General features: G+C 55.4%; 23 protein-coding genes. 15 read left to right on the forward strand and 8 right to left on the reverse strand.

Going from position 1 to position 25000, the window contains the following annotated elements; translation table 11 throughout:
- Nucleotides 1-3: 3 nt before the first annotated feature.
- Together hemD and hemC are read right to left on the reverse strand one after the other, a co-directional pair.
- Nucleotides 4-744: a uroporphyrinogen-III synthase gene (hemD, locus tag FD737_RS09695; protein WP_160833376.1), complete on the reverse strand. Its 741-nt coding sequence runs from the start codon at nt 742-744 to the stop codon at nt 4-6.
- A complete protein-coding gene (gene hemC, locus FD737_RS09700) occupies nt 741-1694 on the reverse strand; it encodes a hydroxymethylbilane synthase (RefSeq protein ID WP_160833377.1) in 954 nt (317 codons plus the stop codon). Before hemC ends, hemD begins: the two co-directional genes overlap by 4 nt.
- A 300-nt stretch (nt 1695-1994) precedes the next feature.
- Between hemC and FD737_RS09705 the strand changes: the two genes are divergently transcribed.
- From FD737_RS09705 to FD737_RS09745, 9 genes are all read left to right on the forward strand, one after another.
- The gene (locus FD737_RS09705; RefSeq protein WP_160833378.1) at nt 1995-4556 is read left to right on the forward strand and encodes a class I adenylate cyclase; all 2562 of its coding nucleotides are present in this window, start codon (nt 1995-1997) and stop codon (nt 4554-4556) included.
- Between the two features lie 135 nt (nt 4557-4691).
- On the forward strand, nt 4692-4895 hold the full coding sequence (locus FD737_RS09710; protein WP_097118519.1) for a lipoprotein: 204 nt from the start codon (nt 4692-4694) through the stop codon (nt 4893-4895).
- Nucleotides 4896-4924: 29 nt separating this feature from the next.
- Nucleotides 4925-5749, forward strand: coding sequence for a diaminopimelate epimerase (gene dapF, locus FD737_RS09715; protein WP_058960398.1), 825 nt, complete (start codon nt 4925-4927; stop codon nt 5747-5749).
- On the forward strand, nt 5746-6450 hold the full coding sequence (locus FD737_RS09720) for a DUF484 domain-containing protein (RefSeq protein WP_034827865.1): 705 nt from the start codon (nt 5746-5748) through the stop codon (nt 6448-6450). Before dapF ends, FD737_RS09720 begins: the two co-directional genes overlap by 4 nt.
- Nucleotides 6447-7358 carry a tyrosine recombinase XerC gene (gene xerC / locus FD737_RS09725; RefSeq protein ID WP_160833379.1) on the forward strand — a complete coding sequence of 304 codons (912 nt, stop codon included), beginning with the start codon at nt 6447-6449 and terminating at the stop codon, nt 7356-7358. Before FD737_RS09720 ends, xerC begins: the two co-directional genes overlap by 4 nt.
- Nucleotides 7355-8071 carry a 5-amino-6-(5-phospho-D-ribitylamino)uracil phosphatase YigB gene (yigB, locus tag FD737_RS09730; RefSeq protein ID WP_160833380.1) on the forward strand — a complete coding sequence of 239 codons (717 nt, stop codon included), beginning with the start codon at nt 7355-7357 and terminating at the stop codon, nt 8069-8071. Before xerC ends, yigB begins: the two co-directional genes overlap by 4 nt.
- A gap of 175 nt (nt 8072-8246) precedes the next feature.
- A complete protein-coding gene (uvrD, locus tag FD737_RS09735; RefSeq protein WP_058960397.1) occupies nt 8247-10409 on the forward strand; it encodes a DNA helicase II in 2163 nt (720 codons plus the stop codon).
- 320 nt (nt 10410-10729) lie between these two features.
- Nucleotides 10730-11683: a magnesium/cobalt transporter CorA gene (gene corA, locus FD737_RS09740; protein WP_034827871.1), complete on the forward strand. Its 954-nt coding sequence runs from the start codon at nt 10730-10732 to the stop codon at nt 11681-11683.
- 94 nt (nt 11684-11777) lie between these two features.
- Nucleotides 11778-12830 (forward strand): AbrB family transcriptional regulator, encoded by a 1053-nt coding sequence (locus tag FD737_RS09745; RefSeq protein WP_058960363.1) that lies wholly within the window; start codon nt 11778-11780, stop codon nt 12828-12830.
- Here FD737_RS09745 and rarD read toward each other — a convergent pair.
- The gene (rarD, locus tag FD737_RS09750) at nt 12801-13700 is read right to left on the reverse strand and encodes an EamA family transporter RarD (protein ID WP_034827874.1); all 900 of its coding nucleotides are present in this window, start codon (nt 13698-13700) and stop codon (nt 12801-12803) included. The two genes, FD737_RS09745 and rarD, sit on opposite strands and share 30 nt — an antisense overlap.
- Nucleotides 13701-13720: 20 nt before the next feature.
- The gene (locus tag FD737_RS09755; protein ID WP_097118521.1) at nt 13721-14191 is read right to left on the reverse strand and encodes a thioesterase family protein; all 471 of its coding nucleotides are present in this window, start codon (nt 14189-14191) and stop codon (nt 13721-13723) included.
- Nucleotides 14192-14356: 165 nt separating this feature from the next.
- On the opposite strand from FD737_RS09755, the gene pldA reads away from it, so the two are divergent.
- Genes pldA through rhtC form a run of 3 tightly spaced genes read left to right on the forward strand, consistent with a single transcriptional unit; the run spans nt 14357 to nt 17718 of the window.
- On the forward strand, nt 14357-15235 hold the full coding sequence (gene pldA, locus FD737_RS09760; RefSeq protein WP_034827877.1) for a phospholipase A: 879 nt from the start codon (nt 14357-14359) through the stop codon (nt 15233-15235).
- Between the two features lie 23 nt (nt 15236-15258).
- Nucleotides 15259-17082: an ATP-dependent DNA helicase RecQ gene (gene recQ, locus FD737_RS09765; RefSeq protein WP_160833381.1), complete on the forward strand. Its 1824-nt coding sequence runs from the start codon at nt 15259-15261 to the stop codon at nt 17080-17082.
- Between the two features lie 12 nt (nt 17083-17094).
- Nucleotides 17095-17718 carry a threonine export protein RhtC gene (gene rhtC / locus FD737_RS09770; protein WP_034827887.1) on the forward strand — a complete coding sequence of 208 codons (624 nt, stop codon included), beginning with the start codon at nt 17095-17097 and terminating at the stop codon, nt 17716-17718.
- A gap of 146 nt (nt 17719-17864) precedes the next feature.
- Here the strand turns inward: rhtC and rhtB are convergent, their stop codons facing one another.
- Entirely contained in the window at nt 17865-18488 is a 624-nt protein-coding gene (rhtB, locus tag FD737_RS09775) for a homoserine/homoserine lactone efflux protein (protein WP_034827889.1), read from the reverse strand.
- A 104-nt stretch (nt 18489-18592) separates the two neighbouring features.
- Here rhtB and pldB point away from each other — a divergent pair, with 104 nt between their 5' ends.
- Both pldB and yigL read left to right on the forward strand, forming a co-directional pair.
- Complete coding sequence (gene pldB / locus FD737_RS09780) at nt 18593-19585, forward strand: lysophospholipase L2 (protein WP_160833382.1); 993 nt, start codon at nt 18593-18595, stop codon at nt 19583-19585.
- A gap of 32 nt (nt 19586-19617) precedes the next feature.
- Entirely contained in the window at nt 19618-20418 is an 801-nt protein-coding gene (gene yigL / locus FD737_RS09785) for a sugar/pyridoxal phosphate phosphatase YigL (RefSeq protein ID WP_034827894.1), read from the forward strand.
- A 32-nt stretch (nt 20419-20450) separates the two neighbouring features.
- Here the strand turns inward: yigL and glpT are convergent, their stop codons facing one another.
- Nucleotides 20451-21791 carry a glycerol-3-phosphate transporter gene (gene glpT, locus FD737_RS09790; RefSeq protein WP_097118522.1) on the reverse strand — a complete coding sequence of 447 codons (1341 nt, stop codon included), beginning with the start codon at nt 21789-21791 and terminating at the stop codon, nt 20451-20453.
- A gap of 433 nt (nt 21792-22224) precedes the next feature.
- Between glpT and FD737_RS09795 the strand changes: the two genes are divergently transcribed.
- Nucleotides 22225-23094 (forward strand): carboxylate/amino acid/amine transporter, encoded by an 870-nt coding sequence (locus FD737_RS09795; RefSeq protein ID WP_097118548.1) that lies wholly within the window; start codon nt 22225-22227, stop codon nt 23092-23094.
- A 205-nt stretch (nt 23095-23299) separates the two neighbouring features.
- Here the strand turns inward: FD737_RS09795 and FD737_RS09800 are convergent, their stop codons facing one another.
- Both FD737_RS09800 and metR read right to left on the reverse strand, forming a co-directional pair.
- Nucleotides 23300-23782 (reverse strand): DUF1456 family protein, encoded by a 483-nt coding sequence (locus FD737_RS09800; RefSeq protein ID WP_034827905.1) that lies wholly within the window; start codon nt 23780-23782, stop codon nt 23300-23302.
- 95 nt (nt 23783-23877) lie between these two features.
- Nucleotides 23878-24807: an HTH-type transcriptional regulator MetR gene (gene metR, locus FD737_RS09805; RefSeq protein WP_034827906.1), complete on the reverse strand. Its 930-nt coding sequence runs from the start codon at nt 24805-24807 to the stop codon at nt 23878-23880.
- Between the last annotated feature and the right edge of the window lie 193 nt (nt 24808-25000).

Genomic DNA, 25000 nt, shown 5'->3' on the forward strand with positions numbered 1-25000 from the left:
AGTTCAGCGTAACGCGCGCAGCAGCGCATCGTTATCAGCACCATCGGCTACCTCAATATCCTGCCAGCCTAATTCGGCGGCCTGAGTAGCCAAACGTTCACTGACGACCACCAGTCGACAGTGCAATAACCATTCCCGACGATCGATTGGCGGAAACAGTGCAAACAGTTGTTGTAACATCTCACCGCTGGTGACCACCAGCGTGGTAATTCCGCGATCGCGCCAGCGACGGCCTTCAATCGCGCCCTCATAATATTTTTCACACCGTTGATAGCACTCGCAGTATTCCACCTCGGCGCCGCGTTCCAGCAGGGTTTCTGCCAGTAACTCACGGCCTGGGCTGCCGCGCAAAATCAGCGCACGCCTGCCTTTTACCTGCTGCAGACGGTTGAGCCGCACTAACTCTTCGCTGGTCTCCCGCGCATGAGGATAGTCTACTTTCAGATGACTGACGGTATGCAGTGCCAGCGCGGTGCTGCGCCCTATAGCATAGTAGTCGAGTGTTTCGGGCCAGGTGAGGGCACTCTGCTGTAGCGCTGGATGGGCAAACAGCACTACCTGCTGCGACAGCAGAAACACCAGATCGCCCGGCCGTAAAGCCGCCAGTTTTTGCGGCAATTGTTGCAGATCGCGACCCGGCGTGAATTCAATCAGCGGTAGAGTCCACGCCAGTTTTCCCTGGGTTCGCAGACGCGAAACCAGTTCACTGGCAGCGGGTTCCGGGCGGGTCACGAGAATGGTCATGCGGGCGTTTGCCCCTGATAAACGTCGCGCAGAATGTCGCGGGCGCCGCCATCCAGCAGCTCTTCCGCCAGGGAAATCCCCATCTGCACCGCGTTTTCGCGCGGACCACGGCGTTCACCTACCACCATTTGCTGGCCATCCGGTGAGCCGACTAAACCACGCAGCCATAGCTGATTATCTTCCAGCACGGCAAAGCTGCCGATCGGTACCTGACAACCGCCTTCAAGGCGCGTGTTCATCGCGCGTTCAGCGCGCACGCAGACATCGGTGTCGGCGTGATTCAGCGCCTGCAACAAGGTAATCAGTTGGTGATCATCAAGACGACATTCAATGCCGACGGCGCCCTGGCCCACGGCGGGCAGCGAAATTTCAGCGGGCATCGCCTGACGAATGCGATCTTCAAGATTCAAGCGCTTCAGGCCTGCCGCGGCCAGAATAATGGCGTCATATTCTCCGGCATCCAGCTTACCCAAACGGGTGCCCACGTTGCCACGTAAAGAGCGGATGATCAGGTCAGGACGACGCGCACTGAGCTGACACTGACGACGCAGACTGGAAGTCCCCACAATCGCGCCCTGAGGCAGTTCATCAATGCTGTTATAAAGGTTGGAGACGAAGGCATCACGCGGGTCTTCACGCTCGCAGATAGTGACAAGACCCAGGCCTTCCGGGAAATCCACCGGCACATCCTTCATGGAGTGCACCGCAAGATCGGCACGGTTTTCCAGCATTGCCAGTTCAAGCTCTTTGACAAACAGGCCTTTTCCACCGACTTTAGCCAGCGGTGTATCGAGGATGATGTCGCCTTTGGTGACCATTGGCACCAGCTCAACCTGCACGCCCGGATGTGCTGCCATCAGGCGCTGTTGGACATATTGTGCCTGCCATAAAGCAAGGGGACTTTGTCTGGTAGCAATTCTGAAAATTTTGTTTAACGTGCTGTTAACCATTTTGATCGTTCATCGATTATCCTATCATTGATAGGGGAATGCTGTCAGTTTCAACGGATTGAAAAGGCCTCGATGTCAGTTGTTACGCATTATTGCGTCATTTTCTGACGTCTAAGTCCGAAAAAGCAGGGCTACATGGGGAACGTGCTAAACTGTCATGTAGCGCAACTTTCTTTACGGTCAATCCTCCAGGTGTTAGATTGATCACGTTTCCAGCAATAATTTGCCCAACATCTTTATTATTAAGCGGCAGGTTTTGGAAACAGGGTGCTTAACACTGGGACAATCAGGCGAAACGTCTTGTACCTCTACATTGAGACACTGAAACAGAGACTGGATGCAATTAACCAGCTGCGCGTCGATCGCGCACTGGCTGCTATGGGACCTGCCTTCCAGCAAGTCTACAGTCTGCTGCCAACATTACTGCACTATCATCACCCGCTGATGCCGGGCTACCTTGAAGGTAGCGTTCCCCACGGCGTCAGCTTCTTCACGCCTGATGAAAACCAACAGCATCTGTTGCAACAGTTGGCGGGCGATCAGCCTCTGGATCTCAGCACTGCCGTCAAAGGCGAGCGTCCGATCACCGGCATCTATTCGATGGGCAGTACCTCGTCTGTCGGTCAGAACAGCGTCTCCGATCTCGACATCTGGGTGTGTCACCAATCCTGGTTAGATAATGAAGAGCGCCTCAATCTGCAGCGCAAGTGTACCCTGTTGCAGAAATGGTGTGTGTCGATGGGTGTGGAAGTCAGTTTCTTCCTGATCGACGAGAATCGTTTCCGCCACAATGAGAGCGGCAGCCTCGGTGGTGAAGACTGCGGTTCGACCCAACATATTTTGCTGCTGGATGAGTTCTACCGTACCGCTGTACGTATGGCGGGTAAACGCATCCTGTGGAACATGGTGCCCGGCGAAGAAGAGCACCATTACGACGATTACGTGATGTCACTCTATTCTCAAGGCGTGTTGACGCCGAATGAGTGGCTGGATCTCGGCGGCCTCGGCACGCTGTCAGCCGAAGAGTACTTCGGGGCCAGCTTGTGGCAGCTGTATAAAAGCATCGATTCACCGTACAAAGCGGTGCTGAAAACCCTGTTGTTAGAAGCGTACAGCTGGGAATACCCGAACACGCAATTGCTGGCGATGGATATCAAACAGCGCCTGCACGATGGCGAAATTGTCTGCTTCGGTCTCGACCCTTATTGCATGATGCTGGAGCGCGTGACGCGCTATCTGACCAGCGTCGATGACATGGCGCGCCTTGATTTGGTGCGTCGATGTTTCTATTTAAAAGTGTGTGAGAAGCTCTCGAGTGACGATCACCACCATCACCGCTCAGGCTGGCGTCGCGAGATTCTTTCGCAGCTGGTGAAAGAGTGGGGTTGGGATGAAGAGAAAATTGCGGTATTGGATAACCGCGCCCAGTGGAAAATTGAGCGTGTGCGTGAAGCGCACAACGAGTTGCTGGATGCGATGATGCAGAGCTATCGCAACCTGATCCGTTTTGCCCGTCGTAACAATTTAAGCGTCAGTGCCAGCCCGCAGGATATCGGCGTGCTGACGCGTAAACTGTATGCCGCGTTTGAAGCGTTGCCGGGCAAAGTGACGCTGGTGAACCCACAGATTTCGCCTGACCTGTCGGAAGATAATCTGACCTTTATTCATGTGCCGGAAGGTCGCGCCAATCGCGCCGGTTGGTATCTTTACAACCAGTCGCCGGACATGAGTTCGATCATCAGCCATCAGCCGCTGGAATATAACCGCTACCTGAACAAGTTAGTGGCGTGGGCGTGGTTCAACGGTTTGCTGACCAGCAAAACGCGTTTACATATGAAGGGCAACGAATTCTGCGATCTGCCGCGTTTGCAGGAGTTGGTGAACGATGTGTCGAGCCACTTCCCGCTGCGTGTACCTGCGCCGACGCCAAAAGCGTTGTACAGCCCGTGCGAAATCCGTCATCTGGCGATTATCGTTAACCTCGAACACGATCCGACCTCCGCCTTCCGCAATCAGGTGGTGCACTTTGATTTCCGCAAGCTGGATGTGTTCAGCTTCGGCCAGCAGCAACAGTGCCTGATTGGTAGCATTGATCTGCTGTACCGCAACTCATGGAATGAAGTGCGTACGCTGCACTTCAGCGGTGAGCAGGCGATGATCGAAGCGCTGAAAACCATTCTCGGCAAAATGCATCAGGACGCCGCACCGCCGGATACGGTGGAAGTGTTCTGCTACAGCCAGCATCTGCGCGGTTTGATTCGTACCCGCGTACAGCAGCTGGTGTCTGAGTGTATTGAGCTGCGTCTGTCGAGTACCCGTCAGGAGCCAGGCCGCTTTAAAGCGCTGCGCATGGCGGGCCAGACGTGGGGCTTGTTCTTCGAACGCATGAGCGTCTCGGTGCAGAAACTGGAAAATGCGGTGGAGTTCTACGGCGCGATTTCCAACAACAAGCTGCACGGTTTGTCGATCAAAGTGGAATCGAATCAGACCCCATTACCGCCGGTGGTGAACGGCTATGCCAGCGAAGGCATCATTCAGTTCTTCTTTGAAGACACCAATGACGATCGCGGCTTCAACATCTATATCCTCGACGAAACCAATCGCGTTGAGGTTTATCACCATTGTGAAGGCAGCAAAGAAGAGTTGGTGCGTGACGTGAGCCGTTTTTACTCCTCGTCGCATGACCGCTTCACCTATGGCTCCAGCTTTATCAACTTCAACCTGCCGCAGTTCTACCAGATTGTGCACGCGGGCGATCGCTTCCAGGTGATTCCTTTCCGCAGCCAGACACTGACGCAGCTCTGCGCGACGCAACCCGATAACGACAACGGCGATTTCCAGCCGCGCTACCAAATGCACTGATCCCGCCTGCGTTCGCGTGGTGGGATTGGCTTTTCCTCTGACATGCGCCCGGAATTGCGGGTATTTCCTGTTGCTTTTACAACGTCAACTGCGATGATAAGCAGCCAAGGCTTAAGGACAGGAAGAGCAGACAGAATGAGACACATGATAAGTCAGCTGGGTATCGCGCTGGCACTGGTCAGCCTCGCAGGCTGTGGCCTGAAAGGACCGCTGTATTTCCCGCCCAAAGATCAGCCGACCAAACAAAACCAGCAGGTCACCCAACAGCAGCAAAAAGCGGCGCAGGATGCTGACGTTAACGGTTTGGTCACCAGCAAATCGGGTTCACAGGCGAACTAATCTCTATGAGTAATCCGGCGGAGCAGAAAATGCAGTTCTCGAAAATGCACGGTCTCGGCAACGATTTCATGGTTGTGGATGCTGTGACGCAAAACGTCTTTTTTTCGCCGGAACTGATTCGCCGTCTGGCGGATCGGCATCTGGGGATCGGTTTCGATCAGCTGCTGATCGTCGAACCGCCTTACGATCCGGATCTCGATTTTCATTACCGAATTTTCAACGCCGATGGCAGCGAAGTGGCTCAGTGCGGTAACGGTGCACGCTGTTTCGCTCGCTTTGTGCGCCTGAAAGGGCTGACCAACAAAAGCGACATCCGCGTGAGTACGCAAACCGGGCGTATGGTGCTGAGCGTGACCAGCGATGAGCTGGTACGTGTCAACATGGGTGAACCCAACTTCGATCCGCAACAGGTGCCGCTGCGCGCCAATAAAGCGGAAAGCCTGTATCTGCAACGTGTTGCGGAGCAGACCGTGATGTTTGGTGCGGTGTCGATGGGCAACCCACACTGTGTGATTCAGGTTGAGAGTGTGAAAACGGCCGCCGTGGAAACCCTCGGTCCGCTGCTGGAAAGCCACGAACGCTTCCCCGAGCGCGTCAACGTGGGCTTTATGGAAGTGGTTAATCCTGAACACATTCGTCTGCGCGTGTATGAACGCGGCGCGGGTGAAACCCAGGCCTGTGGCAGCGGCGCTTGCGCAGCCGTTGCCTGCGGCATTCAGCAAGGCATTCTGGCGGAAAAAGTTCGCGTTGATTTGCCTGGCGGAACGCTGCATATCGCCTGGAAAGGAGTGGGTCAGCCGCTGTTTATGACCGGGCCAGCCACACACGTCTACGATGGGTTTATTCATCTATGAAAAATGTCGAAGAGCAAACCGACAGCGCGGTTTTGCTGGACGATCAGTCGGTAAGCGCCTTCCTGCGCCAGAACCCCGATTTCTTTATTCGCAATGCGCGCCAGGTTGAACAGATGATGGTGCCGCACCCTGTGCGCGGCAGCGTGTCGCTGGTAGAGTGGCACATGGCGCGTCAGCGCAACCACATCCAGCAGCTGGAAGAGGAAATCACGCTGTTGATGGAGCAGGCTACGGCCAACCATCAACTGTTCGATCGTCTGCTGGGGTTACAAGGCCATCTTGCCGCGGCGGACAGCCTGCAGGAAATGTTAACGCGTCTGCACCGTTGGGCGCGTGAGTTGGGTCTGGCCGGCGCCAATGTGCGGGTGTTCAACGACCATTGGCACATCGGCGCACCTTCTGATTTCACCCAGTTGGGTCTTTCTCGTCAGGCTTTTGAGCCGCTGCGTATTCAACGCTTTGGTGCTGAACATCATTACCTTGGCAGCCTGAATGGCCCGGAGTTACTGCTGTTGTTGCCTCAGGCGAAAGCCATCGGGTCGGTGGCGATGTCGCTGATGGGCGAACGCGGCGAGCTTGGCGTGCTAATTTTCAGCAGCCGCGACAACCAGCATTATCAAGCGGGCATGGGCACTTTGCTGTTACAGCATCTGGCGCAAATGCTGCCGGATCTGCTGTCTCGCTGGATTGAACGCGCATGAGTGACGTCAGCCCGTTGCAGCCAGCCGTTGAGGGCTTTCTGCGTTATCTGAAAGTCGAACGCCAGCTCAGCCCGTTGACGCAAAAGAATTACACCCGCCAGTTGCAGACGATGACCGCGATGGCCGATGAGATGAAGATCGCCTCATGGGCACAACTGGAGCCCGCACAGGTTCGTCAGTTGGCGGCTCGCAGCCGTCGTGCCGGACTCGGGCCCAGCAGTCTGGCATTACGTATGTCAGCACTGCGCAGTTTTCTTGACTGGCAGGTCAGCCAGGGGATGCTAAGCGCCAATCCGGCCAAAGGCATCTCCACGCCGCGCAATGCTCGTCATCTGCCAAAAAATATGGATGTCGACGAGGTTAACCAGCTGCTGGAAATCGACCTGAACGATCCGCTGGCGGTGCGCGACCGCGCGATGCTGGAGACTATGTACGGCGGCGGTTTACGTCTGTCGGAGCTGGTGGGCATGGATTGTCGTCATGTCGATCTCGATGCCGGTGAAGTGTGGGTCGTGGGTAAAGGCAGTAAAGAGCGACGCGTGCCGATTGGTGGCACGGCGGTGACCTGGCTACAACACTGGCTGCCACTGCGTGAAAGCTTCGCGCCACAGGATGATGCGATGTTTGTCTCCAGTCGCGGCACGCGTATTTCGGCACGAAACGTGCAAAAGCGTTTTGCCGAGTGGGGCATTAAGCAGGGCGTGGCCAGCCATATTCATCCGCATAAGCTGCGTCACTCTTTTGCGACCCATTTGCTCGAATCGAGTGGCGATCTGCGCGCCGTGCAGGAACTGCTCGGACACGCCAATCTGTCGACCACGCAAATCTATACCCATCTCGATTTCCAGCATCTGGCGACCGTGTACGACGCGGCGCATCCACGTGCTAAACGAGGAAAGTCTGAATGAAGTTCTACCGCCCGCTGGGCCCGATCAAAGCGATCACTTTCGATCTCGACGATACGCTTTATGACAACCATCCCGTGATCCGTAAAACCACCGCCGAATCCCACGCCGCGTTGCAGGCCTTCCATCCGGCACTGCGTGAATTCACGCCCGCTGATTATCAGGGGCTGCGTGACGAATTGCTGGCGCGTGAGCCGGAAATTTACCACGACGTGTCTGAGTGGCGCCGCCGCTCGGTTGAGCTGGCAATGATCAATATCGGCTTATCCGCTGCTGAAGCCAGTGCGGGTGCCAGCGAAGTGATGGGTGTATTCCATCAGTGGCGCAGCGAAGTCGAGATGCCAGATGAGACGCACCAAACGCTGACGTGGCTGGGCGAGCGCGTCCCGCTGGTGGCGATCACCAACGGCAATGCCTGTCCGGAAAAACTGGGAATTAACCACTACTTCCAGTTCGCCCTGCGCGCTGGCCCGCACGGCCGTGCTAAGCCGTGGCAGGATATGTATCAGCTGGCGGCTGAGCGTTTGAACATCGCACCTGAGCATATTCTTCATGTGGGCGACGATCTCACCACCGATGTGGTCGGTTCAATAAACGCGGGCATGCAAGCCTGCTGGATCAACCTGCGCGATGGCAATCTGATGAAGATTGATGATGCGCGTTTGCTGCCGCACGTCGAAATTCATCAGTTGGCATCGCTGACCTCGCTGCTATAATGCTGTATGTTCATCCAGCTAATGGCTGGATGATGGCAGGCATTTCCTGACGCACAAATCGTAGCGGCACCCTTCATTTTGAGATGAATAGCGCCGCTACAAATGGTGCGTTGACTGAATGCTGAGAAACCGCATTTCTCAATCCTCCTTTTATTATTTTGGCAAAACGGTGCTTATGGACGTTTCTGATCTGCTTAACGGCTTGAATGACAAACAGCGCGAGGCGGTCGCCGCGCCGCGCAGCAATCTGCTGGTGCTGGCCGGGGCAGGCAGTGGCAAAACGCGCGTGCTGGTGCATCGCATTGCCTGGCTGCTGTCGGTAGAGAATTGCTCGCCTTACTCGATCATGGCGGTGACCTTTACCAACAAAGCGGCGGCTGAAATGCGCCATCGTATCGATCAACTGATCGGCACCAGTCAGGGCGGTATGTGGATTGGTACCTTCCACGGCCTGGCGCACCGTTTACTGCGTGCCCATCATCTTGATGCCAATCTGCCGCAGGATTTCCAGATTCTCGATAGCGACGATCAGCTGCGCCTGCTCAAGCGTCTGATCAAAGCCATGAACCTTGATGAGAAACAGTGGCCTGCACGCCAGGGCATGTGGTACATCAACGGCAAAAAAGATGAAGGGCTGCGTCCAAAACACATCGAAAGCTACGGTAATCCGATTGAACAAACCTGGCTGCGCATCTATCAGGCTTATCAGGAGGCTTGCGATCGCGCGGGCTTAGTGGATTTTGCCGAACTGCTGCTGCGTGCGCATGAGCTGTGGCTGAACAAGCCGCATATCCTGAATCATTACCGCGAGCGTTTTAGCAACGTGCTGGTGGACGAATTCCAGGATACGAACAACATCCAGTACGCGTGGATCCGTATGCTGGCGGGCGATACCGGTCGTGTGATTATCGTCGGGGATGACGATCAGTCGATTTACGGCTGGCGTGGCGCGCAGGTCGAGAACATCCAGCGCTTCCTGCAGGATTTCCCTGGCGCGGAAACCATTCGCCTGGAGCAAAACTACCGCTCGACCAATAACATCCTGAAAGCGGCTAACACGCTGATCGCCAATAACAATGGTCGCCTCGGTAAAGAGTTGTGGACCGATGGCAGTGACGGCGAAAAGATATCCCTCTACTGCGCGTTTAACGAATTAGACGAAGCGCGCTTCGTGGTCAACCGTATCAAAACCTGGCATGAGAACGGCAATGCGCTGCAGGATTGCGCCATTCTCTACCGCAGCAACGCCCAGTCGCGCGTGCTGGAAGAAGCGCTGTTGCAAGGCAGCATGCCGTACCGTATTTACGGCGGCATGCGCTTCTTCGAACGCCAGGAGATCAAAGATGCGCTGGCGTATCTGCGTCTGATGGCGAACCGCAATGACGATGCCGCGTTTGAGCGCGTGGTGAACACGCCAGTGCGCGGCGTGGGCGATCGCACATTGGATGTGGTGCGCCAGACCGCGCGCGAACAGCAATTAACGCTGTGGCAAGCGACGCGTGAACTGCTGCAAAACAAAGCCCTGGCGGGACGTGCGGCTTCCGCGCTGCAGCGCTTCTGCGAGCTGGTGGATTCGCTGGCCACGGAAACCGCCGATATGCCACTGCACGTGCAGACCGATCGCGTGATCAAGGATTCCGGCCTGTGGATCATGTACGAGCAGGAAAAGGGCGAAAAAGGCCAGGCACGTATCGAAAACTTAGAGGAGCTGGTGACGGCCACGCGTCAGTTCAGCTATCAGGACGAGGACGAAGATCTGATGCCGCTGCAGGCGTTTCTGTCGCATGCGGCGCTGGAGGCCGGTGAAGGTCAGGCCGACAAATGGCAGGATGCGGTACAGCTGATGACCATGCACTCGGCGAAAGGTCTTGAGTTCACTCAGGTATTTATCGTGGGTATGGAAGAGGGCATGTTCCCCAGCCAGATGTCGCTGGATGAAGGCGGACGTCTGGAAGAGGAGCGTCGTCTTGCCTACGTTGGCGTCACGCGCGCGATGGAGAAGCTCACGCTGACCTACGCCGAAACTCGCCGCCTTTATGGTAAAGAAGTGTATCACCGTCCATCGCGTTTTATCGGCGAATTGCCGGAAGAGTGCGTCGAGGAAGTGCGTCTGCGCGCCAGTGTCAGCCGTCCGGTGAGCCATCAACGCATGGGCACGCCAATCACGGAAAACGACAGTGGATTCGCGCTGGGCCAGCGTGTACGCCATGCCAAATTCGGTGAAGGCACCATCATCAACCTCGAAGGCAGCGGTGAACACAGCCGCTTGCAGGTGGCATTTCAGGGCCAGGGCATCAAGTGGCTGGTGGCGGCGTACGCGCGTCTGGAAACGGTGTAGCGCCGTTGCGTTACCTTGACGACTTTTTCGTCTCAGCGTAACATGCGCGCACTATTATCATGAGAGGACAATGCCTTGGACGCGCCCAGTCGATGCTGGCTCAACCGCCTGTTTAACAGGAATAACATCTAAGGCTACCTCTATACGCGGGTAGCCTTAGCGGTTATCAGCGACCTCCCTTTACACTCTCGTCGCACGAGTCAGCACTGATTTACCCTTGAAGCGAAAGTTTCCGCGTTCAGGCTTTGCCGTGCCCGTTTTGCCTTCGGCATCACGGTGTGCCGCCTTGTCCCATTAAGTCTGCAATGGGGAGTATTGCTATGCTGAGCGCTTTTAAACTCGAACGCGATCGCCTGACGCGCATCGAACTGGAAGACAACAACGACACACTCAACACCTCGGTGTGGGTCGATCTCATCGAGCCCGACGACACTGAGCGTGATCGTGTGCAATCTGAGCTGGGTCAAAGCCTGGCGACGCGTCCGGAGCTGGAAGACATCGAGGCCTCCGCACGTTTCTTCGAAGATGAAGATGGACTGCACATTCACTCCTTCTTCTTCTTTGAAGATGCGGAAGACCACGCTGGCAACTCCACCGTGGCGTTCACCATCCGTGAAGATCGCCTCTATACATTACGCGAGCGCGAACTGCCGGCTTTTCGTCTGTATCGTATGCGTGCGCGCAACCAGACGCTGACCGATGGCAACGCCTACGAGCTGTTGCTGGATCTGTTTGAGACGAAAATCGAACAGCTGGCGGATGAGATCGAGAACATCTACAGCGCGCTGGAAAAACTCAGCCGCGTGATCATGGAAGGGCAACAGGGCGAAGAGTACGATCAGGCGCTGTCGCGTCTGGCGGAGCTGGAGGATATCGGCTGGAAAGTGCGTTTGTGTCTTATGGATACCCAACGTGCATTGAACTTCCTGGTGCGTAAAGCTCGCCTGCCGGGCAATCAGCTGGAGCAGGCGCGTGAAATCCTGCGCGATATCGAATCCCTGCTGCCGCATAACGAATCGCTGTTCCAGAAGGTCAACTTCCTGATGCAGGCGGCGATGGGCTTTATCAACATCGAGCAGAACCGCATCATTAAGATCTTCTCAGTGGTGTCGGTGGTATTCCTGCCACCCACGCTAGTGGCATCCAGCTACGGGATGAACTTCGAGTTTATGCCTGAGCTGAAATGGAGTTTTGGTTATCCTGGCGCGATTACGCTGATGATCCTTGCCGGTCTGGCGCCGTACCTCTATTTCAAACGGAAAAACTGGTTGTAACGCTTTCGGGGCCGCATTTGCGGCCCTTTAAACTGGCGCTGCATCACAATTCTGCGTAGGCTGTTGTCACTTCTCACTTTCTGATTTCCACCCTATGGCGCGTTTTTCTTTGCGACAGCAGTGGACCATTCTGCTGATTGCTTCGTTAGTACTGGGGATCATTCTCCAGCTGTTTCACCTTCCTGCTGCACTGCTTTTAGGTCCGATGATCGTCGGAACCGTCATGGGCCTTTCTGGCGCCACCGTACGCATCGACAAACGTTTGTTTGTGCTCGCACAAGCCGTGTTGGGTTGCATGATCGGGCAAACGCTGTCACCGGCTATTCTCTCACCGCTGTTAGCGGATTGGCCGGTGGTGCTGGCGGTGTTGGTGCTTACGCTGGCGGCCAGCGGTTTGTCAGGTTTTCTACTGGTGCGCTTTAGCAACCTTCCAGGGCCAACCGGTGCGTGGGGATCGTCTCCCGGCGGCGCTTCGGCGATGGTGGCGATGGCCGGTGATTTCGGTGCGGACGTGCGCTTAGTGGCGTTTATGCAGTATCTGCGCGTGCTATTTGTGGCGACTGCAGCGGCAGTGGTGGCGCGCATTGGGCTGGGCACCAACGGTGGTGCAGTGGAGCTGGTATGGTTCCCTGCTTTACAAAGCAGCTTCATCCTGACATTGGTGGTGATGTTCGCGGGCGCCTGGCTGGGACAAAAACTGCGTATCCCTTCGGGTGCGCTGCTGCTGCCCGCGCTGATTGGTGCGACGCTCCACGGCACCGATGTCGCCACTTTGCAGGTGCCGGAGTGGTTGCTGGCGCTGGCCTATGCGTTGATTGGCTGGAGCGTGGGTTTGCGCTTTACGCGCCCGATCTTCCTGCTGGCGCTGCGCACCCTTCCGCAAATGCTGGTGTCGATTTTCGGCTTGATGCTGCTGTGTGGTGGATTGGCGTGGATGCTGACGCAGGTGCTGCACGTCGATCTGATGACGGCGTATCTGGCAACCAGCCCGGGCGGGCTGGATACCGTGGCGATTATTGCGGCGGGCAGCCGGGTCGATATCGCGTTTGTGATGGCGTTGCAGACCTTACGCCTGTTCACCATCCTGCTGACCGGCCCGGCTATCGCGCGCTTTATCTCACGCTACGCGCACGCGGGTGCGAGCTGAGAACGCGATTGCATCAACGATAAATACGGCGAGTGCCAGCCAGATAAAGCCGAAGGTGACCATCTTGTCCGGCGTCAGGCTCTCGCCGTAGAACAGCACGGCCAAAAGGAACATCAAAGTGGGACCGAGGTATTGGAAAAAGCCCACGGTCGACAAACGCAGACGCGCACAGGCGGCGGCAAACAGCATCAGCGGAATCGTGGTGACGATGCCCGCCGCGATCAGCTTGAAATTGAGGCTCATTGGATTGGCGCTGAGGTGGCTGGTGGCGCTGTCAGCAAAGCCAAACAAATAGATGGCCGCCAGCGGGAATAACCATGCGGTCTCGATCAGCATGCCGCTCTGCGCATCCACCTGGATTTTTTTCCTCAGCAGACCGTAGACGGCAAAACTTAGCGCCAGCCCCAGGCCAATAATCGGCAGCGAGCCAAATTGCCACAGCTGCACCAGCACGCCAATCGTTGCCAGCAACACCGCCAGCCACTGCAAGCGGCGGAAGCGCTCGCGCAGGAACAGCATGCCAAACACTACGTTGATCAGCGGGTTGATAAAGTAGCCGAGGCTGGCTTCCAGCATGTGCTGATTATTCACTGCCCAGATAAACAGCAGCCAGTTGCCGCCAATGGTGACGGCAGTGACGGCCAGCAACAGCACTTTCTTTGGCTGAGCGAGCACCGTGCGCACCTGCTGCCAGCTCCGGCTCAGGGTAATCAGTACCAGCATAAACAGTGCCGACCAAATCACGCGATGCGTCATGATTTCTGTTGGCGGGACTTCTTTCACCAGCTTGAAGTAGGCTGGCGCAATGCCCCAGATAAAATAAGCGCCGAGCGCATAGCCAATGCCCTGACGCGTTTGTTGCGTATCCATCATGCTTTCCAAAAAGCTAACTAGCCAATCAAATAGGTGGCGGTTGCTGTGGCGATATAATCGCCCTGCTGGTTGTGCAGTTCCACTCGCGCTACCGCCACTTTATTGCCGGCGCGCAGCAGGCTGCTGGTAGCGACAAAGCGTTCGCCGCGTCCGGGGCGCAGATAGTCAACGCGCATATCGATAGTGCCCATGCGCGACAGACGCTGACGCAACTCCTCTTCGCTGATGCTCTCCTGACGCGACAGCGCATGGCTGACGCACACCAGCCCGGCAGCGACATCCAGCACTGAGGCAATCACGCCACCGTGCAAAATATTTTGGGCCGCATTGCCAACCAGCATGGTTTTGTTGGCAAAGCCCAATTCGGCGTAATCGGCTTCGAGGCGGTCCAGCTCCAAACCGAGCGCCTGATTGAAGGGCATGTGATAGACAAAGATTTCGCCAATCAGACGGCGAGCTTCCTGCTGTGACAGCAACGGGGATGACATGTTTTCTGCCTTAAGATGTTAAAGAGTTGTGTATATTATGCCGCGTTCGCGCGGCTTTCCAGTTTCAGAAATCGGCACTGATCAACCTGTCTCTTTGCGTGTAGAATGGCGTGCTTTTTGAACATGGGCCTAATAATGACAACACGCAGTTCCCTGGAGAATGTTATGCGTAAGCTATACGCGTTGCTGACCGCAGCTTTGATGATACCTGCGCTGGCACAGGCTGATGAAGCCACCATAAAAGAGGTGCATGACGCCCCGGCAGTGAAGGGCAGTATTATTGCGAACCTGTTGGAGAAACACGATAACCCGTTCGTGCTTTATCCTTACGAAAACAACTATTTGCTCTACACCTACACCAGCGACATGAACAAAGAGGCGATCTCTTCGTACAACTGGGCAGACAAAGCAAAAAACGATGAAGTAAAATTCCAGCTCAGCCTGGCGTTCCCGCTGTGGCGTGGCATTCTGGGTGATAATTCGGTATTGGCCGCATCCTATACGCAACGTTCGTGGTGGCAGCTCTCTAACCGTGGAGCCTCATCGCCGTTCCGTGAAACCAACTATGAACCGCAGATTTTCCTCGGCTGGGCAACGGATTATACCTTTGCGGGCTGGACACTGCGTGATATTGAAACCGGTCTGAATCACGAGTCGAACGGCCGCAGCGATCCGACTTCACGCAGCTGGAACCGCGTCTATGCGCGTCTGATGGCGCAGAACGGTAACTTCCTCGCGGAAATCAAACCCTGGTATCGCATTCCAGAAAATGAAAATAATGATGATAACCCCGACATCACCAAGTACATGGGCTACTATCGCGCCAAGCTCGGTTATGAAATGGGTGAAAGTATTTTCAGCGTGGAAGGTAATTACAACTGGAACAGCGGCTATGGCGGCGCGACTTTCGCCTGGAGCTATCCTATCTCTGAACATGTGCGCTTTTACACCCAGCTGTTCAGCGGGTATGGTGAATCGCTTATCGACTATAACCACCGCCAGACCCGTTTTGGCGTGGGCGTAACACTTAACGATCTGTTCTAACCAGTCAGAAAAACAGGATTACCGTGGCAACATCGGCAGTGCTTAATCAGGAAATGCTGGCGCAGCAGGTATTACAAGATACCTTCGGCTACCAGCAATTTCGTCCCGGTCAGCAAACCATCATCGAAACCGCTCTTGCCGGGCGTGATTGTCTGGTGGTGATGCCGACCGGCGGCGGGATATCGCTGTGCTATCAAATCCCGGCGCTGGTGCGCGAAGGGTTGACGCTGGTGGTTTCACCGCTGATCTCACTGATGAAAGATCAGGTCGATCAATTGCTGGCCAACGGCGTGGCAGCGGCGTGTCTTAACTCGACGCAAACGCGTGAGCAGCAGCAGCAAGTGTTTGCGGATTGTCGCACCGGCAAGCTGAAGCTGCTGTATATTGCGCCTGAACGTCTGATGATGGATAACTTCCTCGACAGCCTGCACCAGTGGAATCCGGTGATGCTGGCGGTGGATGAAGCACACTGTATCTCGCAATGGGGCCATGATTTCCGCCCGGAATATGGCTCGATTGGTCAACTGCGTCAGCGTTTCCCGGATCTGCCGGTGATGGCGCTGACGGCAACCGCTGACGAAACCACGCGTAATGACATCGCTCATCTGTTGCAGATGGACGATCCGCTGATTCAAATCAGCAGCTTTGACCGCCCGAATATTCGCTACACGCTGGTGGAGAAATTCAAACCCACCGATCAGCTGTTGCGCTACGTGCAAGAGCAGCGCGGTAAGAGCGGCATTATTTACTGTAACAGCCGTGCCAAGGTGGAAGACACGGCTGCGCGTCTGCAAAGCCGTGGGCTGAGTGTCGGCGCGTATCACGCCGGTATCGACAGCGCCCAGCGCGCGCACGTGCAGGAAGCCTTCCAGCGTGATGACTTGCAAATTGTGGTCGCCACTGTGGCATTTGGTATGGGCATCAACAAGCCTAACGTGCGTTTCGTGGTGCACTTCGATATTCCGCGCAATATCGAATCCTACTATCAGGAAACCGGCCGCGCCGGGCGTGATGGCCTGCCCGCAGAAGCGATGATGCTTTACGATCCGGCGGATATGGCGTGGCTCCGTAAATGTCTGGAGGAGAAGGCGCCCGGCCCGTTACAGGATATTGAGCGTCACAAGCTCAATGCGATGGGCGCGTTTGCCGAAGCGCAAACCTGCCGTCGTTTAGTGCTGCTCAACTACTTTGGTGAAGGGCGTCAGCAGCAGTGCGGCAACTGCGATATCTGCCTTGATCCTCCGCGTCGCTATGATGGTTTGGTGGAGGCGCAGAAGGCGCTTTCCAGCATCTATCGTACCGGCCAGCGCTTCGGTATGGGCTATATTGTCGACGTGCTGCGCGGTTCCACTAACCACCGCGTTCGCGATAACGGGCACGACAAATTGCCGGTGTACGGCATTGGTCGTGAGCAGAGCCAGGAGCATTGGGTCAGCGTGCTGCGTCAGCTGATCCATCTTGGTATGGTGACGCAAAATATCGCCATGCACTCCGCTTTACAGCTAACGGAAGCGGCGCGTCCGGTATTGCGTGCCGAAGTGCCATTGATGCTGGCGGTGCCGCGTATCGTCACGGTGAAGAGCCGCAGCAGCTCGCCGAAAGTGCACAGCGGCAATTACGATCGCACGCTATTTGGCAAACTGCGTAAATTGCGTAAGGCGATTGCCGACGAATCCAACATTCCGCCGTATGTGGTGTTTAACGATGCCACATTGATTGAGATGGCGGAGCAAATGCCGATTACCGCGTCAGAAATGTTGAGCGTGAACGGTGTCGGTCATCGCAAGCTGGAACGTTTTGGTAAACCGTTCCTGGTGATGATCAAAGAACATGTCGATGAAGAGTAAAGGAAAGAAACCATGTTGATGTTATTCGCCACCGTCGCGCTGGTGCATTTGGTTGCGCTGATGAGTCCCGGCCCGGACTTCTTCTTTGTGTCGCAAACGGCGGCCAGCCGTTCACGTAAAGAGGCGATGATGGGCGTGTTGGGCATTACGCTGGGAATCGTGATCTGGGCCGGTGTGGCGCTGATGGGCTTGCATCTGATCCTGCAAAAAATGGCCTGGCTGCATGAAATCATCATGGTGGGCGGTGGTTTGTACCTGCTGTGGATGGGTTGGCAACTCCTGCGCTCGGCACGTCAGCAGCATAAAGCCCCGCAGGTTGATGCGCCGGTGGTGGAGCTGCCAAAAAAAGGCATGAGCTTCCTGAAAGGTTTTCTGACTAACCTGTCGAACCCGAAAGCGATTATCTATTTCGGCAGCGTGTTCTCGCTGTTTGTGGGTAATGATGTGGGCGCGATGGAGCGTTGGGGTTTATTCCTGCTGATTATCGGTGAGACCTTTGCCTGGTTCACGCTGGTCGCGGCGATTTTTGCACTACCGTGGATGCGGGATAAGTATCAGCGTATGGCGAAGTGGGTCGATGGGATGGCGGGTGTGCTGTTTGCCGGATTCGGCATCCACCTTATTATCTCGCGTTAAATCGGGTTTACTTGCCATTTCGCCACCGGGCAGTGCTCGCGCGCTTTACGTTCAGCATCTGTGCTTCAGAACTTGCGCACTGACTACCTTGAAATAGCTGCGGCACTGACGGTTATCACCTCGGTGCCGCGGTTTTTTAAAGCCTCTTACGCGATTCTGCGCGCACTTGCCAGCAACGCACCAACGGCCATAAACAGCCCACCAAAGGTGCGGTTCATCAGCTTCATCTGCTTTGGCCCTTTAATCCACCCCGCAATACGGGTTGCCAGCGTGGCGTAACCAATCATCACGATAATATCGACCACGATGGTGGTGACACCGAGCACCAGATACTGCATCAACTGCGGCTGGTGTGGCTGAATAAACTGCGGGAACAGTGCGGCGAGAAACACGATGCTTTTCGGGTTGGTGAGATTCACCAGAATGGCGCGTTTGAACAGGCGACGACGCGGCATCGCTTTTGCCACGGCATCCAAATCAATACCGCCTGCGGAACGCCACTGCTGAATGCCCAGCCACACCAAATAGGCGGCGCCTGCCCACTTCAGCACTTCAAACGCCATGATCGATTGTGAAAATAGCGCACCCAAACCGGCACCCACCAGCACAATGTGAATCGCCAGCCCAAGCTGTAAGCCAGTGATGGAAGCCGCCGCGCCGCGATAGCCATGGCTAATGCCGGTGCTCATGGTGTTGATGGCACCAGAACCGGGTGAAAGACTGAGGATAGTTGTGGTCAACAGGTAGGTTAACCACCATTCAATGGTCATGCGTGACATTCCCTGAAGTGAACGAAGTGTGACACAATACGCCAGAATATCGCGGTGCGCTATGGCGTACAGACGCGCGATGAGGCTTTTTTTCAGGGGGACGGATGCAGCATCACAAACAGCGTTGGCTCGGGCGAGAGAAAGGCTTTTCCGCCTTTGCTACCGGTCCGCTGCTCGACTTCTGGCGTCGTCGTGAAGAGTGCGAATTCACCGGCGTCGGTAACCTGAAGATTCGCTATGTTCGTTTCACCTCACCGCAACATCGCCGTGTCATCCTGATTGTTCCCGGCCGCATCGAAAGCTATATCAAATACCCGGAACTGGCTTACGATCTGTTCCACTGCGGCTATGACGTGGTGATCATTGACCATCGCGGGCAGGGCCGCTCCGATCGCTTGCTGGCGGATTCGCATCGCGGCCATGTGGTTGAGTTCAGCCACTATGTTGACGACTTAGAAACGCTGTATCTGAAAGAGATGGTCAGCAACCATTATCAGCAACGCTACGTGCTGGCGCATTCGATGGGCGGTGCGATTTTAGCGCTGTTTCTGGCGCGTCAACCGCAGGCTTTTCATGCGGCGGTATTCTCGGCACCGATGTTTGGCATTGTGCTGCCGTTGCCTGACTGGATGGCGCACCCGATTTTGGACTGGGCGGAAAAACTGCCGGCGATTCGCGAACGCTATGCGCTTGGCACCGGCCGCTGGCGCGCCAGCCCGTTTGGCATTAATCGCCTGACGCACAGTCGGGAGCGCTATCGGCGCAACCTGCGTTTTTACGCGGACGATCCGGGACTGCGCGTCGGTGGCCCGACCTATCATTGGGTGCGCGAAGGCGTCTATGCCGGACGCAGTATCATCAGCCAGGCAGCGAAAATCACCACGCCTTCCCTGGTGTTACAGGCCAGCGAAGACGATGTGGTGGATAACCGCGCACAAGATATTTTTTGTACGGCGATGGCTGACGCGGGACATCCCTGCGAAGGTACCGTGCCGTATGTGATTCAAGGCGCGCGTCACGAGATTTTGTTTGAAACAGACGCTATGCGCGCTGAAGCGCTCAACCTGGTGGTCGATTTTTTCGAGCGCCACGTTTAACTCATTTTCCGACATCAATACCAGAGGTTTACATGTACCACATCGTCGCATCCGACCTGGATGGCACGCTGCTCTCACCGGAACACCGCCTGACGCCTTTTGCCCGTACCACGCTGCAGGAACTGGTGGCGCAAGATGTCCACTTCGTTTTCGCCACCGGCCGCCACTATATCGACGTAGGCCAGATGCGCGATAACCTTGGCATTCCGGCGTACATGATTACTTCCAACGGGGCCCGCGTACACAACGCAGACGGTGAACTGGTGTTTAGCCATAACCTCGACGCCGACATCGCCAGCGAGCTTTACGGTCTGCAGTACCACGATGAACATATCCTGACGCACGTGTATCGTGACGATGAGTGGTATATGAGCCGCCATCGCCCGGAGGAGCAGGACTACTTCCGTGAGTCGGTGTTTAACTATCAGGTTTATCAGCCGGGCATGCTTGAAACCGACGGCATCAGCAAGGTTTTCTTTACTTGCGACGATCCCGAACGTCTGGTGCCGCTGGAGCTGGCGATCGAAGCGCGCTGGGGCGATCGCGTTAACGTCAGCTTCTCACTGCCGACCTGTCTGGAAGTGATGGCGGGTGGCGTATCGAAAGGTCACGCGCTGGAGGCGGTATCAAAGCAGCTTGGCTTCTCATTGAAAGAGTGCATCGCTTTTGGTGATGGCATGAATGACGTGGAAATGCTGAGCATGGCGGGTAAAGGCTGCATTATGCGCAATGCGCAGCAGCGGTTGAAAGATACCTTGCCGACGCTGGAAGTGATTGGCAGCAACGCTGAAGATGCGGTGCCGCATACGCTGCGCAAGTTGTTCCTTGCTTAAAAAAATGGGCCGGTGATACCGGCCCACTTTTGTTATGCCATCTGTTTCTTATGTTTATGCTCGCTGACCATGGTGAGCAGCAACAAAATCACCGCCAACACCGATCCCGCAATCATCACCATGAAACCGCCATCCCAGCCGAAGTAATCCACGGTGTAACCGACAATCGCACTGGCTGCCACCGATCCTCCGAGATAACCAAACAAACCGGTAAAGCCTGCTGCCGTGCCAGCCGCTTTCTTCGGCGCTAACTCCAGCGCATGCAGACCAATTAACATTACCGGACCGTAGATCAGGAAGCCGATGACGATCATGCACAGCATATCGATACCTGGATTGCCTGGCGGGTTAAGCCAGTACACCACGGTGGCGATGGTTACCAGCGTCATAAAGAACACGCCGGTGGCGCCACGATTGCCTCTGAACACCTTGTCCGACATCCAGCCGCACAGCAAGGTGCCGGGAATGCCCGCATATTCATAGAAGAAGTAAGCCCACGAAGATTTATCCAGCGTGAAATGCTTTACCTCTTTCAGGTAGGTCGGTGACCAGTCGAGAATGCCGTAGCGCAGCAGGTAAACGAACACGTTGGCCAGCGCGATATACCACAGCAGCTTATTAGGCAGGATGTACTGCATAAAAATCTGCTTCGCCGTCAACTCCTCCTCATGATCCTCGCTGTAGTCTGGCGGATAATCATTCTTGTACGCCTCAATCGGCGGCAAACCACAAGACTGCGGCGTATCGCGCATCAGGGCAAAGGCAATAATCGCGATGAGGATGGCACCAAACGCCGGCATGTAGAGCGCGGCTTTCCAGTCGTTAAACCATGCCATACCCAGCAGAAACAGTAAGGGCGGAATACCACCACCCACGTTATGGGCGCAGTTCCATACTGAGACAATCCCGCCGCGTTCCTTCTGCGACCACCAGTGCACCATAGTGCGACCGCACGGTGGCCAGCCCATGCCCTGGAACCAACCGCACAGGAACAGCAGCACAAACATCACCATGATGCTGGAGGTGGCCCAGGGTACAAAGCCCATAAACAGCATCACCGCAGCGGCCAGAATCAGTCCGGCAGGTAAAAAGACACGCGGGTTTGAACGGTCAGAGACGGAACCCATGATGAACTTGGAAAAACCGTAGGCGATGGAGATTCCGGACAGCGCAAAGCCAAGATCGCCACGCGAAAAGCCCTGCTCAACCAAATAGGGCATCGCCAGCGCAAAGTTTTTACGGACCAGGTAATAGGCGGCATAGCCAAAGAAAATGCCGATGAAGATTTGCCAGCGTAGCCGACGATAGAGCGGATCGACACGATCGTCAGCGACTTGCGGCTGATGCGGTGCCGGTTTGAAGATACTTAACATGAAGGTGGCCCTCCAGGGCGCGATATTTTTATAAATTCCCAGCAGGTTGGGTCAAAAGCCCTCTGGCGTAACAACAAAACCAAAGTTCCATTTCGCGCAAAGGATAGTGATGGTTGCGCCACGTTACTGTGATGTGTGACACAATTGTTACAGTTTGATGACATCAAAGAGCGATATAAACCAGGAAATGTTGGTATTCGCGCATGAAGCGTCGGGGCTTTTGGGTTTGTAAGGGGAATCCGTTGCCGTGTCGAATCAGATTCACTGCATCTGCAACCAGCGACCTGATTTCAGCAATGGACCTTATCTCAATGAGTGACGGGGATACGGCGATTTGTTTGATTTTAATTTGACCACTCGTCAACCAGATATTTCAGCCCGTCCACGACAGTTTGTTTACACTAGCGCCACTGTTCATTTTGGGATCAATACCGTGCTGTTACTGATCGTTACCACCATTTTGTGGGCTTTTTCCTTTAGTTTGATAGGGGAATACCTTGCGGGCCAGGTTGACTCCTGGTTCTCTGTACTGATGCGCCTTGGGTTGGCTGCGCTCGTTTTTTTGCCCTTCCTGCGCTGGAAGGGCTATCGCGCCTCAACCATCCTGCTGTATATGCTGGTGGGGATGCTGCAACTTGGCGTCATGTATCTGCTGAGTTTTGAGGCTTATACCTACCTCAGCGTGACAGAATTCCTGTTGTTTACCGTGATGACGCCGCTCTATGTCACGCTGATTTACGATTTGCTCAGCAGACGTCGGCTGCGAATCGGCTATGCCTTCAGCGCGCTGTTGGCGGTAGCCGGTGCGGCCATCATTCGCTATGACAAAGTCAGCGATCATTTCTGGTTCGGTTTGCTGCTGGTTCAGGCGGCTAACATCTGCTTCGCCATTGGTATGGTTGGTTACAAGCGCTTGCAGGAAACCCGCCCAATGCCGCAACACACGGCCTTCTCGTGGTTCTATCTTGGCGCGGTGATCATCGCCATCATTGCGTGGAGCCTGTGGGGTAACCCGAACAAACTGCCAACCACCTCACTGCAGTGGGGCATTCTGGTCTGGCTGGGCGTGGCGGCTTCCGGGCTGGGCTACTTTATGTGGAACTACGGTGCGACGCAGGTCGATGCCGGTACGCTGGGCATTATGAACAACATGCACGTGCCAGCGGGCTTGCTGGTCAATCTGGCGATCTGGCAAGAGAAACCGCACTGGCCGAGCTTTATTGCCGGGGCGATTGTCATTTTCGCTTCGCTATACGTGCATAAGCGCTGGGTAGTGGGACATGGGTCCAAAAGCGATGCCTAACTGAGACGATCCTTGATATGGTTTCGTTGAACTTGCAGAAGCGCTATGTGCTGGGAAAAAGCAGCACCTAAGCCAAAGGGAAGATACAGGCCGCTACGAAGAGCGAAGCGTCTGAGCCATGGATGGCGAGGCCGATCCACAGGGATGTGAGATTCCTTCGTGATCGGAGCGGCCTGTATCTGACCTAACTCCGATCAAAAAGCGATTACACCTTCTTGGCTGGCGCCGCAGGACGATTCATCATCGTCAATCCCTTCAAAAAGTTACGCAGAATCTGGTCACCGCACTCGCGGTAGTTTTTATGATCCGGATTGCGGAAAATCGCACCGACTTCCGCCTGGGAAATCTTAAAGTTTGCCTTCTCCAGCACCACCGGAATATCCGTGGTCTTCAGCGCAAACGCGATACGCAGCTTCTTGATGAAAATATTGTTATTCATACGGCGTTCAACTGAAGGTGCGGGCGCATCTTCACTCTTACCGCGACGGAAGAAAATCAAACCGTTGAGGAAATAGCCCATCAGCACGTCCGGCAACTTACGGAACGCCGCATCCTCATCCTTCTTCATCCACGCCTGCACATCCTCCAGCGGCACTTCACTGCCCGCTAAGGCAAAAATCTCCACCACTTTGCTATCGCTCAAATCAAGCATATAGCGCACGCTGCGCAGAACATCGTTACTCGTCATGGTGAAACTCTCTTGGTCGCGGATTGAGGCGGCGCATTATAGAGCAGGCCGGGCAGGGATAACAGCACGGGCGACACAGGTCGCCCGTGGGATGATCAAGAAATTGACTGCAATGAACCCGGGCGAGCGGCATCACGTACAAACGGCAGATGGTCACAGGCGTGCTGGCGGGCGAAGCGTACAAAGGCTTCTAACACCGGCTGACGCTGCTCACCATCGCGCACGGCGGCATATAAACGGCTCCACAAACCCTCACCCAATGTCTTGGTCACCACCAGACCCTGCTTTTCAAAACTCTCCACCACCCAATGCGGAAGGGCCGCAATACCCATCTGTGCTGACACCATCTGAATCAGCAACAGCGTATTATCCACACTCTTCAGCGCCGGGCTGATGCCTGCAGGCTGCAGGAAATGACGCCAGATATCGAGACGCTGACGCTGCACCGGATAGATCATCAGTACCTCATCGGCCAAATCTTCCGGTGAGATATGTTCCAGCTTCGCCAGCGGATGGTCCGGGGCCAGCACCAGACGTACCTCAAAATCAAACATCGGCGTATAGAACAAACCGCTGCGCGGCAGGATATCGGAGGTCAACACCACATCCAGTTCGCCCTGTTGCAGGGCGGGCTGGGGATCAAAAGTCACGCCCGATTTAAAATCGACCACCACTTGCGGCCAGCTCTGGCGGAAATTATTGAGGGCTGGCGTCAGCCACTGAATGCAGCTGTGGCACTCAATGGCAATGCGTAACGTGGTCTGATGCGGCTCGTGGCATGCCTGCAACGCTTGCTGAATCTGCGGCAAAATCTGCTCGGCCAACTGCAGCATGATTTCCCCCTGCGGCGTAAACCGCAACGGCTGGCTCTTGCGCACAAACAGGCGAAAGCCCAGCCGCTGTTCCAGATCGCTGAACTGATGCGATAACGCCGATTGTGTCTGATGAAGCTGAGCGGCGGCAGCGGCCAACGAGCCGGTATTTTGCAACGCCTGCAGCGTTCTCAGATGTTTGAGTTCGATCATGAGAGTCCTTCACATCGAGATTGAACAAATTGCGCTTGAGGAACATACAGTACCCGCAGATTATGGCGGTGTAAACATCTGGACGGCTAAACATCTCAAGCAATCGCCACCGCCACATGACTTTCGTCCAGTTCAGGCGTTCAGCGGACGGCAATGTCACTCGCTGGATGAACGTAAACGGGCTCGACCCGTT

The organism is Pantoea sp. Seng (genome assembly GCF_009829935.1).
Lineage (GTDB): Bacteria > Pseudomonadota > Gammaproteobacteria > Enterobacterales > Enterobacteriaceae > Pantoea > Pantoea communis.

Coding starts and splice junctions, on each gene's coding strand:
- uvrD (WP_058960397.1), top strand. CDS start 8,247: ATGGACGTTTCTGATCTGCTTAACGGCTTGAATGACAAACAGCGCGAG.
- FD737_RS09755 (WP_097118521.1), bottom strand. CDS start 14,191: ATGTCATCCCCGTTGCTGTCACAGCAGGAAGCTCGCCGTCTGATTGGC.
- FD737_RS09710 (WP_097118519.1), top strand. CDS start 4,692: ATGAGACACATGATAAGTCAGCTGGGTATCGCGCTGGCACTGGTCAGC.
- rhtB (WP_034827889.1), bottom strand. CDS start 18,488: ATGACCATTGAATGGTGGTTAACCTACCTGTTGACCACAACTATCCTC.
- FD737_RS09745 (WP_058960363.1), top strand. CDS start 11,778: ATGGCGCGTTTTTCTTTGCGACAGCAGTGGACCATTCTGCTGATTGCT.
- rarD (WP_034827874.1), bottom strand. CDS start 13,700: ATGGATACGCAACAAACGCGTCAGGGCATTGGCTATGCGCTCGGCGCT.
- FD737_RS09720 (WP_034827865.1), top strand. CDS start 5,746: ATGAAAAATGTCGAAGAGCAAACCGACAGCGCGGTTTTGCTGGACGAT.
- metR (WP_034827906.1), bottom strand. CDS start 24,807: ATGATCGAACTCAAACATCTGAGAACGCTGCAGGCGTTGCAAAATACC.
- pldB (WP_160833382.1), top strand. CDS start 18,593: ATGCAGCATCACAAACAGCGTTGGCTCGGGCGAGAGAAAGGCTTTTCC.
- yigL (WP_034827894.1), top strand. CDS start 19,618: ATGTACCACATCGTCGCATCCGACCTGGATGGCACGCTGCTCTCACCG.
- xerC (WP_160833379.1), top strand. CDS start 6,447: ATGAGTGACGTCAGCCCGTTGCAGCCAGCCGTTGAGGGCTTTCTGCGT.
- corA (WP_034827871.1), top strand. CDS start 10,730: ATGCTGAGCGCTTTTAAACTCGAACGCGATCGCCTGACGCGCATCGAA.
- pldA (WP_034827877.1), top strand. CDS start 14,357: ATGCGTAAGCTATACGCGTTGCTGACCGCAGCTTTGATGATACCTGCG.
- glpT (WP_097118522.1), bottom strand. CDS start 21,791: ATGTTAAGTATCTTCAAACCGGCACCGCATCAGCCGCAAGTCGCTGAC.
- FD737_RS09800 (WP_034827905.1), bottom strand. CDS start 23,782: ATGACGAGTAACGATGTTCTGCGCAGCGTGCGCTATATGCTTGATTTG.
- dapF (WP_058960398.1), top strand. CDS start 4,925: ATGCAGTTCTCGAAAATGCACGGTCTCGGCAACGATTTCATGGTTGTG.
- rhtC (WP_034827887.1), top strand. CDS start 17,095: ATGTTGATGTTATTCGCCACCGTCGCGCTGGTGCATTTGGTTGCGCTG.
- hemD (WP_160833376.1), bottom strand. CDS start 744: ATGACCATTCTCGTGACCCGCCCGGAACCCGCTGCCAGTGAACTGGTT.
- hemC (WP_160833377.1), bottom strand. CDS start 1,694: ATGGTTAACAGCACGTTAAACAAAATTTTCAGAATTGCTACCAGACAA.
- yigB (WP_160833380.1), top strand. CDS start 7,355: ATGAAGTTCTACCGCCCGCTGGGCCCGATCAAAGCGATCACTTTCGAT.